Origin of the sequence: Actinomyces denticolens, assembly GCF_002072185.1 — a bacterium.
GTDB lineage: Bacteria > Actinomycetota > Actinomycetes > Actinomycetales > Actinomycetaceae > Actinomyces > Actinomyces denticolens.
The window spans coordinates 54,889-70,543 of the sequence record NZ_MVIW01000002.1 but is presented as its reverse complement, the minus strand read 5'-3'; the positions used below and the strand labels follow the sequence as shown (position 1 = coordinate 70,543).

General features: G+C 69.5%; 13 protein-coding genes. 10 read left to right on the top strand and 3 right to left on the bottom strand.

Annotation, left to right across the window (positions count from 1 at the left end):
- Positions 1–89 precede the first annotated feature (89 nt).
- The 9 genes from B1H55_RS00965 (at position 90) to B1H55_RS00925 (ending at position 11,338) form a co-directional block, all read left to right on the top strand.
- A complete protein-coding gene (locus B1H55_RS00965; RefSeq protein ID WP_073451508.1) occupies positions 90–887 on the top strand; it encodes a (Fe-S)-binding protein in 798 nt (265 codons plus the stop codon).
- The gene (locus B1H55_RS00960) at positions 884–2,437 is read left to right on the top strand and encodes a LutB/LldF family L-lactate oxidation iron-sulfur protein (protein WP_077240503.1); all 1,554 of its coding nucleotides are present in this window, start codon (positions 884–886) and stop codon (positions 2,435–2,437) included. The genes B1H55_RS00965 and B1H55_RS00960 overlap by 4 nt, the downstream gene beginning before the upstream one ends.
- Entirely contained in the window at positions 2,437–3,087 is a 651-nt protein-coding gene (locus B1H55_RS00955; RefSeq protein WP_077240504.1) for a LutC/YkgG family protein, read from the top strand. Before B1H55_RS00960 ends, B1H55_RS00955 begins: the two co-directional genes overlap by 1 nt.
- Before the next feature lie 176 nt (positions 3,088–3,263).
- Positions 3,264–4,106, top strand: coding sequence for a DeoR/GlpR family DNA-binding transcription regulator (locus tag B1H55_RS00950; protein WP_077240505.1), 843 nt, complete (start codon positions 3,264–3,266; stop codon positions 4,104–4,106).
- Positions 4,107–4,436: 330 nt separating this feature from the next.
- On the top strand, positions 4,437–5,759 hold the full coding sequence (locus B1H55_RS00945) for an RbtT/DalT/CsbX family MFS transporter (protein ID WP_077240506.1): 1,323 nt from the start codon (positions 4,437–4,439) through the stop codon (positions 5,757–5,759).
- A 160-nt stretch (positions 5,760–5,919) separates the two neighbouring features.
- Positions 5,920–7,371 carry a mannitol dehydrogenase family protein gene (locus B1H55_RS00940; RefSeq protein ID WP_077240507.1) on the top strand — a complete coding sequence of 484 codons (1,452 nt, stop codon included), beginning with the start codon at positions 5,920–5,922 and terminating at the stop codon, positions 7,369–7,371.
- Positions 7,372–7,650: 279 nt separating this feature from the next.
- Positions 7,651–8,919 (top strand): alpha-hydroxy acid oxidase, encoded by a 1,269-nt coding sequence (locus tag B1H55_RS00935; protein ID WP_073451512.1) that lies wholly within the window; start codon positions 7,651–7,653, stop codon positions 8,917–8,919.
- A gap of 329 nt (positions 8,920–9,248) precedes the next feature.
- Positions 9,249–10,817, top strand: a complete 1,569-nt coding sequence (locus B1H55_RS00930) for a peptide MFS transporter (RefSeq protein WP_077240508.1) — start codon at positions 9,249–9,251, stop codon at positions 10,815–10,817.
- A gap of 185 nt (positions 10,818–11,002) precedes the next feature.
- Positions 11,003–11,338, top strand: a complete 336-nt coding sequence (locus B1H55_RS00925) for a DivIVA domain-containing protein (protein WP_073451514.1) — start codon at positions 11,003–11,005, stop codon at positions 11,336–11,338.
- A gap of 16 nt (positions 11,339–11,354) precedes the next feature.
- Here B1H55_RS00925 and B1H55_RS00920 read toward each other — a convergent pair whose 3' ends face one another.
- The gene (locus B1H55_RS00920; RefSeq protein WP_073451515.1) at positions 11,355–13,061 is read right to left on the bottom strand and encodes a lysine--tRNA ligase; all 1,707 of its coding nucleotides are present in this window, start codon (positions 13,059–13,061) and stop codon (positions 11,355–11,357) included.
- Between the two features lie 152 nt (positions 13,062–13,213).
- Between B1H55_RS00920 and B1H55_RS00915 the strand changes: the two genes are divergently transcribed.
- Positions 13,214–13,825 carry a hypothetical protein gene (locus tag B1H55_RS00915; protein WP_077240509.1) on the top strand — a complete coding sequence of 204 codons (612 nt, stop codon included), beginning with the start codon at positions 13,214–13,216 and terminating at the stop codon, positions 13,823–13,825.
- 164 nt (positions 13,826–13,989) lie between these two features.
- Here the strand turns inward: B1H55_RS00915 and panD are convergent, their stop codons facing one another.
- Together panD and panC are read right to left on the bottom strand one after the other, a co-directional pair.
- On the bottom strand, positions 13,990–14,445 hold the full coding sequence (gene panD / locus B1H55_RS00910; protein WP_073451517.1) for an aspartate 1-decarboxylase: 456 nt from the start codon (positions 14,443–14,445) through the stop codon (positions 13,990–13,992).
- Positions 14,446–14,682: 237 nt separating this feature from the next.
- Positions 14,683–15,645 (bottom strand): pantoate--beta-alanine ligase, encoded by a 963-nt coding sequence (panC, locus tag B1H55_RS00905; RefSeq protein WP_077240510.1) that lies wholly within the window; start codon positions 15,643–15,645, stop codon positions 14,683–14,685.
- Positions 15,646–15,655: the final 10 nt, after the last annotated feature.

Sequence of the window (15,655 nt, the reverse complement as noted above, 5' to 3'; positions counted from 1 at the left end):
CGCGGTCATTGGAGTAGGGACGAAGGCCCTAGGGTGAGGGCAACATCGGACAACGACGCCGCGAGACAGAAGACAGGGAGGTCCTCATCGTGCGTATCGCGCTCTTCGCGACCTGCATCGCGGACACCATGTTCCCGCAAGCGCCGCAGGCGACCGTCACGCTCCTGGAGAGGCTCGGCCATGAGGTCGTCTTCCCCGAGGGGCAGGTCTGCTGCGGCCAGATGCACGCGAACACCGGGTATTTCAAGCAGGGCGCCAAGCTCATCCGCAACCATGTGAGGACCTTCGAGCCCGTGCTCGACGGCGAGTGGGACGCCATCGTCGTCCCCTCGGGCTCCTGCACCGGGGCGACCCGCCACGAGCAGGCCCTCGTGGCCGAGCACGTGGGCGACCACGACCTGGCCAAACGGGCCAACGCCGTCGCCGAGCGGACCTACGACCTATCCGAGCTGCTCGTCGACGTCCTCGGACTGACGGATGTCGGCGCCTACTTCCCCCACCGCGTCACCTACCACCCCACCTGCCACTCGATGCGCATCGCGAAGGTCGGGGACCGCCCCTACACGCTGCTGCGCGCCGTCGAGGGCATCGACCTCGTCGACCTGCCCGACGCGGACGTCTGCTGCGGGTTCGGCGGCACCTTCTCCATGAAGAACCACGAGACGTCCACGGCGATGCTCACCGAGAAGGTCGCCAATGTGAAGGCCACGAAGGCCGAGATCCTGTGCGCGGGCGACTACTCCTGCCTCATGCACATCGGCGGCGGGCTGTCCCGCTTGAACTCGGGCGTGCGGATCATGCACCTCGCGGAGATCCTCGCCTCGACGAAGGACGCCCCCTTCATCGGCAACGTCGCCTTCCAGGCGGATGCGGGGGTGGCCCGATGAGCCAGACATTCCTGGGCATGCCCGCGGGCGCGGACCAGCGCCCCGAGGACCGTCCCCACACCGGCGGCTGGGCGACCACCGTGGACGTCCCCACGGACCCCCTGCGCTGGGGCACCACCTTCACCAAGGGAGCGCACCGCACCCTGCAGAACACGCAGATGCGCCGCAACCTCGGCCACGCCACCCGCACCATCCGGGGAAAGCGCGCCATGCGCGTGGAGGAGATGCCCGACTGGGAGGACCTGCGCGACGCCGCCTCCGCCGTCAAGAACGAGGTGATGAGCAACCTTCCCGAGCTCCTGGAGCAGTTCGAGGCCAACGTGACCGCCCGGGGCGGAATCGTCCACTGGGCGCGCGATGCCGCCGAGGCCAACGCCATCGTCACCGAGATCATCAAATCCAAGGGCGTCGACGAGATCGTCAAGATCAAGTCGATGGCCACCCAGGAGACCAACCTCAACGAGCACCTCAAGGCCGAGGGCATCTTCGCCAACGAGACCGACCTCGCCGAGATGATCGTCCAACTCGCCGACGACATGCCCTCGCACGTCGTCGTCCCGGCCATCCACCGCAACCGCTCCGAGGTCCGCGGCATCTTCCTGGACCGCATGGGCGACGCCCCGGCCGATCTCTCCGACGATCCCAAGGAGCTCACGGCCGCCGCCCGCGCCCATCTGCGCAAGAAGTTCCTCCACGCCAAGGTGGCCGTCTCCGGCACCAACATGGGCGTGGCCGAGACCGGGACCGTCTCCGTGTTCGAGTCCGAGGGCAACGGCCGCATGTGCCTGACCCTGCCGGACACGCTCATCACCCTCATGGGCATCGAGAAGCTCGTCCCGCGCTTCCAGGACGTCGAGATCTTCTCCCAGCTCCTGCCGCGCTCGGCCACAGGCGAGCGGATGAACCCCTACACGTCCATGTGGACGGGCGTCACCGAGGGCGACGGCCCCCAGGAGTTCCACCTCATCCTCATGGACAACGGGCGCACCAAGGCCCTGTCCGACCCGATCGGCCGCGAGGCGCTGCACTGCATCCGCTGCGGCTCGTGCATGAACATCTGCCCCGTCTACCAGCACACGGGCGGCCACGCCTACGGATCGGTCTACCCCGGGCCCATCGGCGCGATCCTCACCCCCCAGCTGACCCAGGGCCTGTCCGACGACGATCCGGTCCACACCCTGCCCTACGCCTCCACCCTGTGCGGGGCCTGCGGCGAGGTCTGCCCCGTCAAGATCGACATCCCGACGATCCTCGTCCACCTGCGCGCCAGGACGGTCGACGTCAAGCGCAAGATCCTCCCCGACATGTGGGACGTGGCCATGGGGGTCACCACCCCCGTGATGAAGAGCAGCAGGGTCTGGACCACGGCCACGAAGGCGATCAAGGCCACGCGCCTGATCGACCGTGACGGCAAGATCGGCTCCCTGCCCTTCCCCGCCTCGATGTGGACGGGCACTCGCGACGTGCCCGCCGCCCCCGCGGAGACCTTCCGCGAGTGGTGGAGGCGCACGCACCCGCAGTCGACCGCGAGCAGCAAGGAGGCCAAGTGATGGACGCCCGCAGCGTGATCCTCTCGCGAGCCCGGGAGGCGATCTCCCGCTCCCAGACCGCCCCGGCCGCGCCCGTCCCGCGCGCCTACACGCGCCAGGGAGTCAATCCGCCCGGCTCCGAGCCCGTCGTGGCGGAGATGGTGGAGAAACTGGAGGACTACAACGCCGTTGTGCGGGTCGAGACGAAGGACGCCGGCATCCTCGACGCCATCGACGCCCTCCTGGCCGACGCGACAACCGTCGTGGTCCCCTCAGGGCTCCCGCAGGCCTACAAGGAGGCCGCGGCGAGGAACGGGCGCACCGTCCGCGAGGACTCCCGTCAGGACCCGATCCCCACGCTCGAGCTCGACGGGATCGACGCCGTCGTCACCTGCTCGCGCACCGCGATCTCCCTGTCGGGCACGATCTGCCTCGATGGCGAGCCCGATCAGGGGCGCCGCGCGATCTCCCTGGTGCCCGACCGCCACGTCATCATCCTGGAGCGCGAGTCGATCCAGCCCACGGTGCCGCAGGCCGTGGACATCCTGGGGGAGAACCCGACCCGCCCGACCACCTGGGTCGCCGGCCCGTCGGCCACGAGCGACATCGAGCTCATCCGCGTCAACGGGGTCCACGGGCCCCGCAACCTGGGGGTCGTGATCGCGCACTGACCGCGGGGCCGGATGCGATCCAGCCCCGCCCAAGGCTCCACCGCCCGGGATGTTCACCCTCGGGCCGTGGAGAACCGGAGGTCCCGGCGCCCATCCCTGTCCCAGAGGGCGCCGGGGCCTCCGCGCATCCCCCGCTCCCCTCCCATATCCGCCGCTGACATGCCACGATGGAGGGCATGGGCACTGAGATCACAGCGGATCCGTCGCATCTCGAGGGCAGGCGGCCCCTCACGCCGACCGGTCGGCACGGGGAGCAGTTGGGTGCGCCCGAGCGGCGCAAGGCGATCCTCGCCCATCTCAGGGCCACCGGCGAGGCGGCCGTATCCTCCCTGCCCGGCCTCTTCGGGGTCTCCGTGGAGACCATCCGGCGCGATCTGCGCGAGCTCGAGGACACGCATGCGATCACCCGTTCCTACGGGCGGGTGAGGATCGCCGAGGCCTCCAGTTTCGAGTCGACCCTGACCTACAGGAAGGACCACCTGGCCGATGAGAAGGAGCGCATCGCCCAGGCCGCCGTCGATCGGCTGGGCGCCGCCGACACCGTCTTCCTCGACGAGGGCTTCCACCCGCTCCTCGTCGGCCGGACCCTGCCCACGGACCGGGATCTGACGATCATCACCGCCTCCCTGCCCACGGCCCTGGAGATGTGCGAGCGCCCCCGCACCACGGTGATCGTGCTGGGCGGCCGGGTGCGCCATGTGACCGCTGCCAGCGTCGAGCGGTGGGCCACGAGAATGCTGCGCGACATGCAGCCCGACCTGGCCATCATCGGCGCCAACGGGGTGGATCTGGATGGGTGGCTCACCACGCCCCATGCCTCAGTGGCCGAGGTCAAGGAGACGGCGCTGTCCGTGTCCCAGCGGGCGCTGTTCGTGGGCTCGCATACGAAGTTCGCGCGCTCCACCCTGTGCCGCTTCGGACACGCGCGCCAGTTCGAGCGCATCATCACCGGCACCGAGCTGCGCTCATCGATCGCCCGCCGGATCGTCGACGCCGGGGGACGGCTGGATCGGGTCTGACCAGGATCCGCCCAGTGGCCGCGGCGGGCCGCCCCCCCCGCCCCCCTCGAGGGCGGGTCGGCCCGCCCGGCCCGGCCCTGCCGCTCAGCGGGCACCGATCCGGTCGATAACGGTCATCCGGGCACGGCGAACCGGTCATCCCGGAGCATCACCGGGGCCGCTCAGCCGCGCCGGCGGAATCGACGCGAGGATCGGCCCCCAACGGTGAATCGGCAGTCGGGAATCCTCGACTGGTCACTACCAGGCATGCTCCGATCGGCGATGCTGGATCCGTCAGAAGGATCTGACACGACATCCAAGACAACGCAGTCCCGTCGAAACGAGCCTTGAATGCCTAGCTCCAATCCTGTTATCGCAGCGATCCAGAAGACTGGATTCCCCACCAACCTCGCCCTCGGCTTCCTCGGCGTCGTCATCTTCGTGATCGGCGACGGAATCGAGGCCGTGTGGATCACGAACTACTTCTCCTCCGACGACGTCGGGTTCACGGTGGCGCAGGGGTCGACCATCGTCTCCTTCTACGGCGTCATCGTCGCGATCGCCGCGTTCCTCTCCGGAGCGCTGTGCGACGCCCTGGGCTGCCGCGCCGTCATGCTCACCGGCCTGATGTCCTTCCTCATCTTCGACGCCCTGTTCATCCTCGTCGGGATCCCCAGCCACTCGATGCCGCTCGTCCTCCTGTTCTACGGGCTGCGCGGATTCGGCTACCCCATGTTCGCCTACGGCTACCTCACCTGGACCATGATGGTCACGCCCCCGGAGCGCCAGTCCTCGGTCTCCGGCTGGTTCTGGTTCGCCTTCTCCCTGGGCATGCAGTTCCTCGGCTCCTACTTCTCGAGCTTCTTCCTGCCGGCCATCGGCCACATCGCCACTCTGTGGGCCGGCTGGATCCTCGCGGCCATCGGCGGCATTATCACGATGCTCTTCCTGCGACTGCACCCCTCGGCGACGCAGACCTCCGGGATCTCGATCGCCAAGTCGGTCGGCTCGGCGGTGTCCGTCCTCTGGCGCTACCCCAAGGTGTCGATCGGCGGCATCGTCAAGATCATCAACCTCTCCGGCCAGTACGGAATGCAGGCCTACTACGTCGTCTACCTCCACAAGGTATTCGGAATGCCGGAGTCCCAGGCGATCCTCGAGTTCTCGGTGTTCGGCCTGGTCGCGATCATCGGCGACGTCTTCTGGGGCGTGGCAGGCGACCGGATCGGATGGAGGAACACCCTGCAGTGGGCAGCCACGCCGATTACTTTCGCGTCCCTGGTGTACATGTACTTCATCCCGATCATCGCAGGACCGAACTTCTTCCTCATCGCGATCGGCACCGCCGGGATCGGCATCGGCCTGAGCGCGCACGTGCCCACCACTCCCCTGCTCGTCGCCCACGCGCACGGCGAGACCGGCAATGCCCTGGCCATCCTCAACCTCGGGGCCGGTCTGGGAGCATTCGTCGGCCCCGCCATCGTCACCATGCTCCTGGGCGACGAGAACACCGCGCAGGGCTATTTCTGGCCCGGGATGGCGCTGGCCTTCATCTACGCCGTCTCCTTCCTGCTGTGCTTCGCACTCAAACTGCCCGGCAACGCGCGAATCCTCCACTCGGCGCCCGCGCTGTCCGACAAGCCGAAGGAGGAGGCCGGCCACGCGGCCGCCTGACGCGACCGCGCCCCATGGGCACCGCCCGGCCCGCGCACGAGCGGTCCCAGACATCCGCCGGGCGGCCCATGGGCGCGGCAGCCGTCCAGATCCCTCGCCATCCATCCCCGTACTGCGCCATATTGCACCGTATCGCCCCTACTGACTCAAGGAGAGCACCATGACCACCAGCCTCGCAGACTCGCCCCTCGCCCCCACCTACGACCGCTCGGCGATCACCACCGGGATCGTCCACTTCGGCGTCGGGGGGTTCCACCGCGCCCACCACGCCATGTACGTGGACCGCCTCATGCGCGAGGGCAAGGCGCTGGACTGGGGCATCTGCGGCGTCGGGCTCCTCCCGGCCGACGCCGTCATGCGCGATGCCCTGACCAGCCAGGACACCCTGTACTCGCTCACCCTCAAGCACCCCGACGGCCATCTGGAGCCCTCGATCATCGGCTCCATCCACCGCTATCTCTACGCCCCCGAGGCCCGCGACGAGGTGCTCGACGCGCTCACCGCGCCGACCACGCGCATCGTCTCCCTGACAGTCACCGAGGGCGGCTACAACATCGATGACGCCACCGGCGTCTTCCGCGCCGACGCCGAGGGCGCGGTCCACGACGCCGCCAACCCCGGCGAGCCGACGACGGCCTTCGGCTACATCGTGGAGGCCCTGCGGCGGCGCCGTGAGGAGGGCACGGCCCCGTTCACGGTCATGAGCTGCGACAACCTGCCGGGCAACGGGAAGGTGGCCCGCACCGCCATCGTCTCCCAGGCCCGGCTGAGCGACCCCGAGCTGGCCGACTGGATCGACAGGAGCGTCTCCTTCCCCAACTGCATGGTGGACCGGATCACGCCCCGCACCACGGAGGAGGACATCGCCCTGGTGCGCTCCGAGCTCGGCGTCGACGACGCCTGGCCGGTCGTGGCCGAGCCCTTCACCCAGTGGGTGCTGGAGGACGGGTTCCCCGCCGGGCGCCCGCCGTACGAGGAGGTCGGCGTGCAGATGGTGACCGACGTCGTCCCCTACGAGCTCATGAAGCTGCGCCTGCTCAATGCCTCCCACCAGGCGCTGGCGCACTGGGGGAGACCACTGGGGATGACCTACGGGCACGAGGCCGCCGCCGACCCGCAGATCGCCGCCTGGACCCGCGCCTACCTGGAGCGCGAGGCCCTGCCGACACTGCGCCCGGTGCCGGGAATCGATCTGCCCGCCTACGTGGACTCGCTGTTCGAGCGCTTCACGAACGCGGCGATCGCCGACACCCTGGCGCGCCTGGCCTTCTTCGGGCCCTCCGGCATGCCCAAGTTCGTCCTGCCCACCATCAGGGAGAACCTGGAGGCGGGCCGCTCCATACGCCTCGGCGCGGCGCTGTGCGCCGCATGGGCCTGGTGCGCCGAGGGCATGGACGAGGCCGGGAACCCGATCCCGGACGCACAGGACCACCTGGAGGACTACGGGCGGCGCCAGCGCGACGGCGAGGAGGACGCCTTCCTGAGCAACGACGACATCTTCTCCGGTCTGGACGCCGACGAGCGATTCCGCTCCGCCTTCCTCGCCGAGCTCGCCGCCATCAAGGAGCAGGGCGCGCGCGCCCGGATGGAGGCCACGCTCAACGAGGACTGAGCCGCGGTCACGGCGCCCCACGGCCCAGGAGAGCCCCAGCGCGCCGATCCCCATGATCGGGCTCGCCGGCGATACCGGAGGCCCCGACGCCCCCTGTCCCGGAGGGCGCCGGGGCATCCGCGCCCCGGCGCCCACACAGGTAAGGCTTGCCTTGCCATTTTGACTGTCGCAGAGCATACTTCGGCGTGCGCCAGACCTAGACCAAGGTCCCGGCCTTATCCGATCGCCGCAGCGGCCATCGCCGACTGCGGCACCACCAGTCGACAAAGAGGTAGCCCCGTGGTGAAGCGCCAGTTCCCCAGACCATCCGAGGTCTTCGAGCTCCTGCAGTTCAAGACTCCAGACTTCAACGGGCGCCGTCGCCGCCTCGCCGCAGCCCAGACGATCTGGGACCTTCGCACTATCGCCAAGCGCAGCACGCCGGCCGCGGCCTTCGACTACACCGACGGCTCCGCCGACGAGGAGATCTCCCTGCGCCGCGCCCGCCAGGCCTTCCGGGACATCGAATGGCACCCGGACATCCTGCGCCCCGCGCCGGAGACCGACACCTCCTGCTCCATCCTCGGCGGGCGCTCCTCCCTGCCCTTCGGCATCGCCCCCACCGGATTCACCCGCCTCATGCAGACCGAGGGCGAGATCGCCGGGGCCACCGCCGCCAGTGCCGCCGGCATCCCCTTCAGCCTGTCGACCCTGGGCACCACGTCCATGGAGGACGTCGCCGCCGCCAATCCCACCGGCCGCAACTGGTTCCAGCTCTACGTCACCCGCCGGCGCGAGATCTGCTACGGCCTGGTCGAGCGCGCGCAGAAGGCGGGCTTCGACACCCTCATGTTCACCGTTGACGTGCCCACTGCGGGCGCCCGTCTGCGGGACAAGCGCAACGGATTCTCCATCCCGCCGCAGATCACCGCCGGGACAGTCCTCAACACGGCGATGTACCCGCGCTGGTGGTTCGACTTCCTGACCACCCCGAAGCTCGAGTTCGCATCCCTGTCGTCCACCGGCGGCACGGTGGGCGAGTTGCTCGACTCCGTCATGGACCCCACGATCTCCGACGCCGACCTCTCCGTCATCCGCTCGATGTGGAAGGGCAAGATCATCGTCAAAGGGGTCCAGAACGTGCAGGACTCCAAGCGGCTCGTCGACCTCGGCGTCGACGGGATCCTGCTGTCCAATCACGGCGGGCGCCAGATGGACCGCGCCCCCGTCCCCTTCCGCCTCCTGCCCGAGGTTCTGCGCGAAGTGGGCGAGGACACCACGGTCATGATCGACACCGGCATCATGCACGGCCAGGACATCATCGCCGCCGCCGCCCTGGGCTCGAAGTTCTCGCTGGTGGGCCGCGCCTATCTCTACGGGCTCATGGCCGGCGGGCGGGCCGGGGTGGACCGCATGATCGAGATCCTCGCCGACCAGATCGTGCGCACCATGCGCCTGCTCGGGGTCGCCACCATCGAGGAGCTGGAGCCCCGCCACGTCACCCAGCTCACCCGACTCGTCCCCGTGAGCAGCCAGGTAGCCGCGGCCGAGGCGAACCTCAGCCGCTGAGGGTCCCGCATCCACGGATCACTCCGGACGAGGACGGGCCCCGGTATGCCGCTCCGGCCGTTCGGCCCGGCACACTGCGATCAGCGGCTTGGGATGCGGCCGCCCCCGTCCCCACCCCACGGGGAAAACAATTCGTTACACCCCGGGGGTATCGTGCCCGCAGTCCTCGCGCCCGCGCGCCCCCGGCAGATCGCCCTCACAGCGGTCGCCGGGGGCGCCATCGGGCCCGGGCTGGACCACTGGACCCCCAGTGGCCCCACGTCACAGCGCGGTGGCCCCGCTCACGAGGCGGGCGCCACCGGCCGTCTCACCCCCTTGAGGAGACACACATGACGACCGAGACCACCGCCTCGGCCACGGCGGATCGGGCGCCCATCGCGTCCCGATGGACGCCGACCACCCTGCGCACCGGCCCGTCCCGGGATGATCGCGGCCCCTTCTTCGGCCATCCCCGCGGCCTGCCGTGGATGCTCAACGTCGAGATGTGGGAGCGCTTCTCCTACTACGGGATGCGCGCCATCCTGCTCTACTTCATCACCGACACGATCGCCAACGGCGGCCTGGGCCTGAGCACCAACACCGGGCAGGTCATCCTCGCCGCCTACGGCGCCGCCGTGTACCTGCTGGCAATCCCCGGGGGCATCTTCGCCGACCGCGTCATCGGCCCGTGGCTGTCGACCCTCTACGGCGGGGTCATCATCATGATCGGTCATCTGTGCCTGTCGGTCCCCGTGGCGCCGCTGGCGTGGGTGGGGATCGTATGCGTCGCCGTCGGAACCGGATTCATCAAGCCGAACCTGTCGACGATCGTCGGCGGGCTCTACGACGACGATGACCCGCGCCGCGACGCCGGCTTCCAGCTGTTCTACATGTCGGTGAACGTCGGCTCCTTCTTCTCCCCACTGGTGACCGGCTGGCTCAGGGGCCACTACGGCTACCACGCGGGCTTCGCGGCCGCCGCCATCGGGATGGCCCTGGCGCTCGTGGCCTTCATCTACGGACGGCACAAGCTCTCCGCCTTCGCGTTCGACGTGCCCAGCCCGATCCGTGGCGCGGCCCTGACGCGCCTGCTGCTGATCTGCGTCGGCGCGGTGGCCGGCTTCGCGGCCCTGGCCGGGGTCATCTTCGTCATCACCCACTCCCTGTCCTCCGCGATCGCCTACGCCCTTTTCCTCGTCGCCACGGGCTCGTCGATCACCTACTTCGTCGTCATGTTCCGCTCCCCCAGCGTCACCGCCGCCGAGCGCGGCCACCTGCGGGCCTACGTTCCCCTGTGGATCGGCGCCGTCCTGTTCTGGATGATCTTCGAGCAGGCCGCGGGCAAGATGGCGACCTTCGCCGAGGCGCACACCGACGGCCGTACGCCCTTCTTCGGCTGGACCCTCACGCCCGAGGCCTACCAGTCGGTCAACCCACTGGTGATCGTCGCCCTGGCTCCGTTCGTCGGGTGGATCTTCACGCGCCGGGCGGGCAAGTTCCCCTCCACCCCGGTCAAGTTCGCCTCGGCCGTCCTCCTCATCGGCCTCTCCGCCCTGCTCATGGGGCTCGGCTTCGCCACCTGGACCGGCGGTGATGCGCTCTCGCCCTGGTGGTTCCTCGCCTTCGTGTTCATCGTCCAGACCATCGGCGAGCTGTTCCTGTCCCCCGTGGGGCTGTCCACGACGACGGCACTGGCCCCCAAGTCCTTCGCCTCCCAGGCGATGGCGCTGTGGCTGCTGGCATCCTCCACCGGCCAGGGCATCGCAGCCGTCGTCATCGAGCGCACGGCGGGCATCGCGGACTCGACGTACTACTACGGCCTGGGCACCATCACGATCCTCGTGGCGCTCGGTCTCTACGCCCTGGCCCCCTGGACGCAGCGCCAGATGAACGACCTGCGCATCGCCACGCGCGACTAGGGGGGGAGCAGCGGGCCGCTGCGGTTCGACCCGCGGGCCGACTCGGCAACCGGCACCGCGTCGCCTCTCCCGGCCCCGGCCCCGATCATGGGTCTGCCGACTCCATCGGGGCCGGGGTCGGCTCATGGCCCCTCCCCTATAATCGGGCCGCCCCTCCTCCCGTTCCCGAACCGGATTGGATACCCGTGACTCCTTCCATCACCAGCCGTGATGTCCAGCTCAAGTCCTTCAAGAAGGCCCGTCTGGGGCCCCGCTACGTCGTCGAGGACGTGGACGCGACGATGGCCCGGGCCGAGCAGGCCCTGCGCGCCTGGGAGGCGAGGAGGGCGCCGACTCTCATGGCCTCGATGAGCGCTGCCTCGGGAGGGGCCGGCATCCTGACCGCCGCTCAACTGCTGAGCGCCGTCTTCAACCCGCTGTGGATGCCCCTGCGGGCCGGATACGACCAGGACGAGGTCGATGAGTACCTCGACGAGGTGGTCGATGCCCTCAAGGCCTGGGAGTCCGGCGCCTCGCGCTGAGACGCCTCGGGGATGATCAGCCGCGCTTGACGATGGGGAAGGTGATGGTCTCCCGGATGCCCTGACCGGTCAGGGCCATGAGGAGGCGGTCGATGCCCATGCCCATGCCGCCGCAGGGCGGGAAGCCCTGCTCCATGGCCACGAGGAAGTCCTCATCGAGGACCATGGCCTCCGGGTCGCCGTTGGCAGCCGCGAGGGCCTGCGCCTCGAAGCGTTCGCGCTGGACCACCGGGTCGGCCAGCTCGGAGTAGGCGGTTCCCAGCTCGAAACCGCGCACGTACAGGTCCCACTTCTCCGTCAGTCCCGGCTTGGAGCGGTGGTAGCGGGTCAGCGGCGAGGTGTCCTCGGGGAAGTCGTAGACGAAGGTGGGGGCCCACAGGGAGTCGCCAACGGTCACCTCGAAGATGTCCTCTGCGATCTTGCCGGCCACCGCGTAGTCGTCGACCTCCAGGCCCAGCCCCTCGGCGATGCGAACGAGATCCTGGCGGGGGGTGTCCACGGTGATCTCCTCGCCAACCGCCTCGGAGATGGAGGTGTAGAGATCGATCTTGGTCCACTCGCCGGACAGGTCGTACTCGGTGCCATCCGCCAGAGTGACGACCTCCCCGCCCTCGGGCAGGCCGAAGGCGTCGCGGGCCGCCTGCTGGACGAGGTTGCGGGTCAGATCCGCCATGCCGTTGTAGTCCGAGTAGGCCTCATAGGCCTCCAGGGCGGCGAACTCCGGGGAGTGGGAGGAGTCGGCCCCCTCGTTGCGGAAGTTGCGGTTGATCTCGAAGACGCGGTCCACGCCCCCCACGACCGCCCGCTTGAGGTAGATCTCCGTGGCGATGCGCAGGTAGAGATCCATGTCGAAGGCGTTCATGTGGGTGACGAACGGGCGCGCGGCGGCGCCGCCGTGGATGACCTGGAGCATAGGGGTCTCCAGCTCCACGTAGTCGCGGCGGTGGAAGTTCTCGCGCAGGGAGCGCACGACTGCGGCGCGGATGCGCACCATGTCGCGGGCCGCCGGGCGGGTGAGGAGGTCGAGCTCGCGGCGGCGCACCCGCTGCTCCTCGGACAGAGTGACGGCCTCGCCGGCCTCATTGGTCCAGGTCTTGGGCAGGGGCCGCAGGGCCTTGGAGGCGATGCGCCAGGCAGGGACCGCCAGGGCGTCGTCGCCGGCGGTGGCCAGGTCGGCGGCGTCATGCCCCTCGCGCAGGATCGGCTCGGCGAAGATGGAGAGCTCGCCGCGGCGGGAGGTGCCCACATGGCCGTGGACGAAGAGGTGGTCGCCGAGGTCGACGTCGGTCTTGAAGGCGGCCAGCGAGGAGTGGCCGTGGCCCGGCAATGACTTGGCCGACAGCATGGCCTGCAGGGTGGTGCCCGCGCCGTCGGCCAGGGTGACGAAGCACAGCTTGCCCGTGTTGCGCAGAAAGACGACTCGGCCGGCGACGCCCACGACGTCCTCGGTCTCCTCACCGGTGGCCAGATCCGCGTACTTGGAGCGGACGGCGGCGATCGTGGTGGTGATCGGGAGCTGGACGGGGTAGGGGTCCCAGCCCTCGGCGCGCAGGCGCTCGCGCTTGCCGGCGCGGATGGCGAACTGCTCACCGGGGCTCGGCTCGGCCTTGGGCTGCTTCGACTTGGATGGCCCGGAGGGGCCGGCGGCAGGGGCCGCTGAGGAGGTCGCAGGGGCGTCGGCCAGGGGGGATGCCTCGGGGGCAGTGGGGGTCTCGTCGATCACGGCCCGAGTCTACGGCCCCTCCACGGGCGCCGGACCGGCGCGCGCCGTGATCCGTGTCGAACTCGGGCCGTGGGATTGTGGATAACCGGCCTCCTCATCGGGAATCCACAACCCACGGCCCCGAGTGGCTGGTGACCGCCCACGATGGATGGATGCTCCTCACCGATTCAGCCACCAATGACGATCTTCCGGCACTGATCTCCGCGGTCGAGGGTCATTGGGGGGCCGCGCATCTGGATGAGCTGCCCGAGACGCTGTCCGACAAGGAGCTCGTGAACGCCGCAGTGACCGCTGGTGCCCTGAGCCGGGGTGACACCACCGTCGAGGAACTGCGGGATCTACTGACCAGCCGTTATGACGCCACCGCCCGGAAACGACTGGAGGAGGTCGAGCCAAGAACGCGATCCCCTCTGGAGGCTCCTGTCCGAGTCTGGCTGCGACGCGCTGGTTTCGAGGTTGAGTGCTGCGTGCCCATCGAGGGCGTTGGCGAGGTGGACCACGTCGTTGACGGCTGGCTGATCCTCGAGGAGGACGGCTTCGAGTTCCACTGCTCCCAGGAGCAGTTCCGGGCCGATCGCAGGCGCGTCAGCGCGGCGGGAGCGCTGGGATACCCGACGCTGCGACTCACGCACGAGGATATCCGGGCCGGGGAGGAGCACGTGGTGAGGACCTTCAGCGACTTCATGATCGGGTTGGCACGCTCACCACGCATCTCTCTTCCCAAGAACGTTGAGATTCTGCGGAAACGAGGGATCCATGTCTGAAGGCCACGGGCTCGGATGTGCATTCACATCCTGTTTGCACATGGGAGACTCCGAGCGTCTATCGAGCGGTGGAGGCCGATCACAATATTCCGCGAGATTCCAACGTTTCTCCACCGGAGTAGGAGAAGCGTCCCGAGGCTGAGCGTGCAGAACGGGGCGCCGGCTCAGGCGCGGGCCTCAGACAGGGGGACACCGGAGGGCCGCAGCCCCTGGAGGCGCGCGGCCTCCGAGTCCACGGGCACGCCGCCGGGCTCGGCGGAGCGCTCAACAATCCGGTTCTCAGCATCGACGAAGACGACATGCGGCAGGTAGTCGCGGGCCTCCTCATCACTCATCTGCCCGTAGGCGATGAGGATGACCACGTCACCGGGGCCGACCAGGTGGGCGGCCGCGCCGTTGACGCAGATCTGACCGCCACCGCGCTCACCGGGGATGACGTAGGTGGACAGGCGATTGCCGTTGGCGCAGTTGCAGATGTCCACCCGCTCGCCCGGAAGGAGGTCGGCGGCCTCGAGAAGAGCGGCATCCACGGTGATGGAGCCGACGTAGTCGAGGTCGGCCTGGGTGACAGTGGCGCGATGGATCTTGGACGTCATCATCGTCCGGGTGCGGGTGCTCATCGTGAAACAGCCTAGACGGCCGCGGGGGCCGCGCCGACCCCCGGATGAGAGGTCTGCACCACTCCCGCTCGGCCATCGCCCGTTCATCAAACGCCCGTTCCCGTCTCCCTGCCCGCGCCCCGCTTCGCCCCTCAGCCCGGGCCTGCCATCCTCATCCTCGTCGTTCGAGGACGCGAAGCGGGACCGAGACGGTGCTCCAGGGGCGGGGCCGTGGGCGTCAGCGCCGGTCTGCACCGATCAGCGCGTCAGGGGCACGAGCGCGTTGTCGATGAGGCGGGTGGTGCCCACGCGGGCAGCGAGCGCGAGCAGCGCCTGGCGCGGTGCGCCCTCACCCTGCGCATCCCGCCTCTCAGGGCCCCCGGCCAGCCCGAGCCCGGCGCCCGCCAGGTCCACGAAGGTCTCCGGGTCCACGATGGCGACGTAGTCGACCTCGACCCCAGGGGCGGCCTCCAGGTGGGCCAGCGCGGCGGTGCGGATGCGCGCCGCGTCCGCCCCCGCGCCGGCGGCAGCACGGCCGGCCTCCAGGGCGGCGGAAAGTGCGAGCGCCTGCGAGCGCTGGTCGGGGCCCAAGTAGGCGTTGCGCGAACTCATGGCCAGGCCATCGGGCTCACGGCGGATGTCCACCGGCACGATCTCCACGGGCACGGCGAGGTCGCGGACCATGGCGCTGACGATGGCGAGCTGCTGGGCGTCCTTGCGCCCGAACATCGCCCACCTGGGGGCGGTCAGGTGCAGGAGGGCGAGCACCACCTGGCACACGCCGCCGAAGTGCGTGGGCCGGGTGCGCCCCTCCAGGACCGTGGCGATGGGACCGGGGTCGATGCGCACCTGCGGCTCACCGCCCGGGTACATGACCTCAGGGGTGGGCACGAAGACGATGAGCCTGCCCACCCGCAGGGCACCGTCGGGCGCCGTGAGCGCACGGGTGAGCCCGGCGACATCGGCATCGAGGGTGCGAGGGTAGGCGTCGAGGTCCTCTCCGGGGGCGAACTGAAGGGGGTTGACGAAGATCGTGACGACGACGGTCCCGGCCTCCCCCACGCGGCGGGCGGCCTCGGCGACGAGATCGAAATGACCCTGGTGGAGGGCGCCCATGGTCATGACGACGGCCCGCGGCGCGGCATCGCCCGCGAGGGCATCGGCGAGCTCCGCACAAGTGCGGGCCAGGACAGCGGGGGATGGTGCGGCGGTGCCAGTCATGGCGCTCACA

Coding starts and splice junctions, on each gene's coding strand:
- B1H55_RS00950 (WP_077240505.1), top strand. CDS start 3,264: ATGGGCACTGAGATCACAGCGGATCCGTCGCATCTCGAGGGCAGGCGG.
- B1H55_RS00915 (WP_077240509.1), top strand. CDS start 13,214: ATGCTCCTCACCGATTCAGCCACCAATGACGATCTTCCGGCACTGATC.
- B1H55_RS00945 (WP_077240506.1), top strand. CDS start 4,437: ATGCCTAGCTCCAATCCTGTTATCGCAGCGATCCAGAAGACTGGATTC.
- B1H55_RS00960 (WP_077240503.1), top strand. CDS start 884: ATGAGCCAGACATTCCTGGGCATGCCCGCGGGCGCGGACCAGCGCCCC.
- B1H55_RS00940 (WP_077240507.1), top strand. CDS start 5,920: ATGACCACCAGCCTCGCAGACTCGCCCCTCGCCCCCACCTACGACCGC.
- B1H55_RS00930 (WP_077240508.1), top strand. CDS start 9,249: ATGACGACCGAGACCACCGCCTCGGCCACGGCGGATCGGGCGCCCATC.
- B1H55_RS00955 (WP_077240504.1), top strand. CDS start 2,437: ATGGACGCCCGCAGCGTGATCCTCTCGCGAGCCCGGGAGGCGATCTCC.
- panD (WP_073451517.1), bottom strand. CDS start 14,445: ATGAGCACCCGCACCCGGACGATGATGACGTCCAAGATCCATCGCGCC.
- panC (WP_077240510.1), bottom strand. CDS start 15,645: ATGACTGGCACCGCCGCACCATCCCCCGCTGTCCTGGCCCGCACTTGT.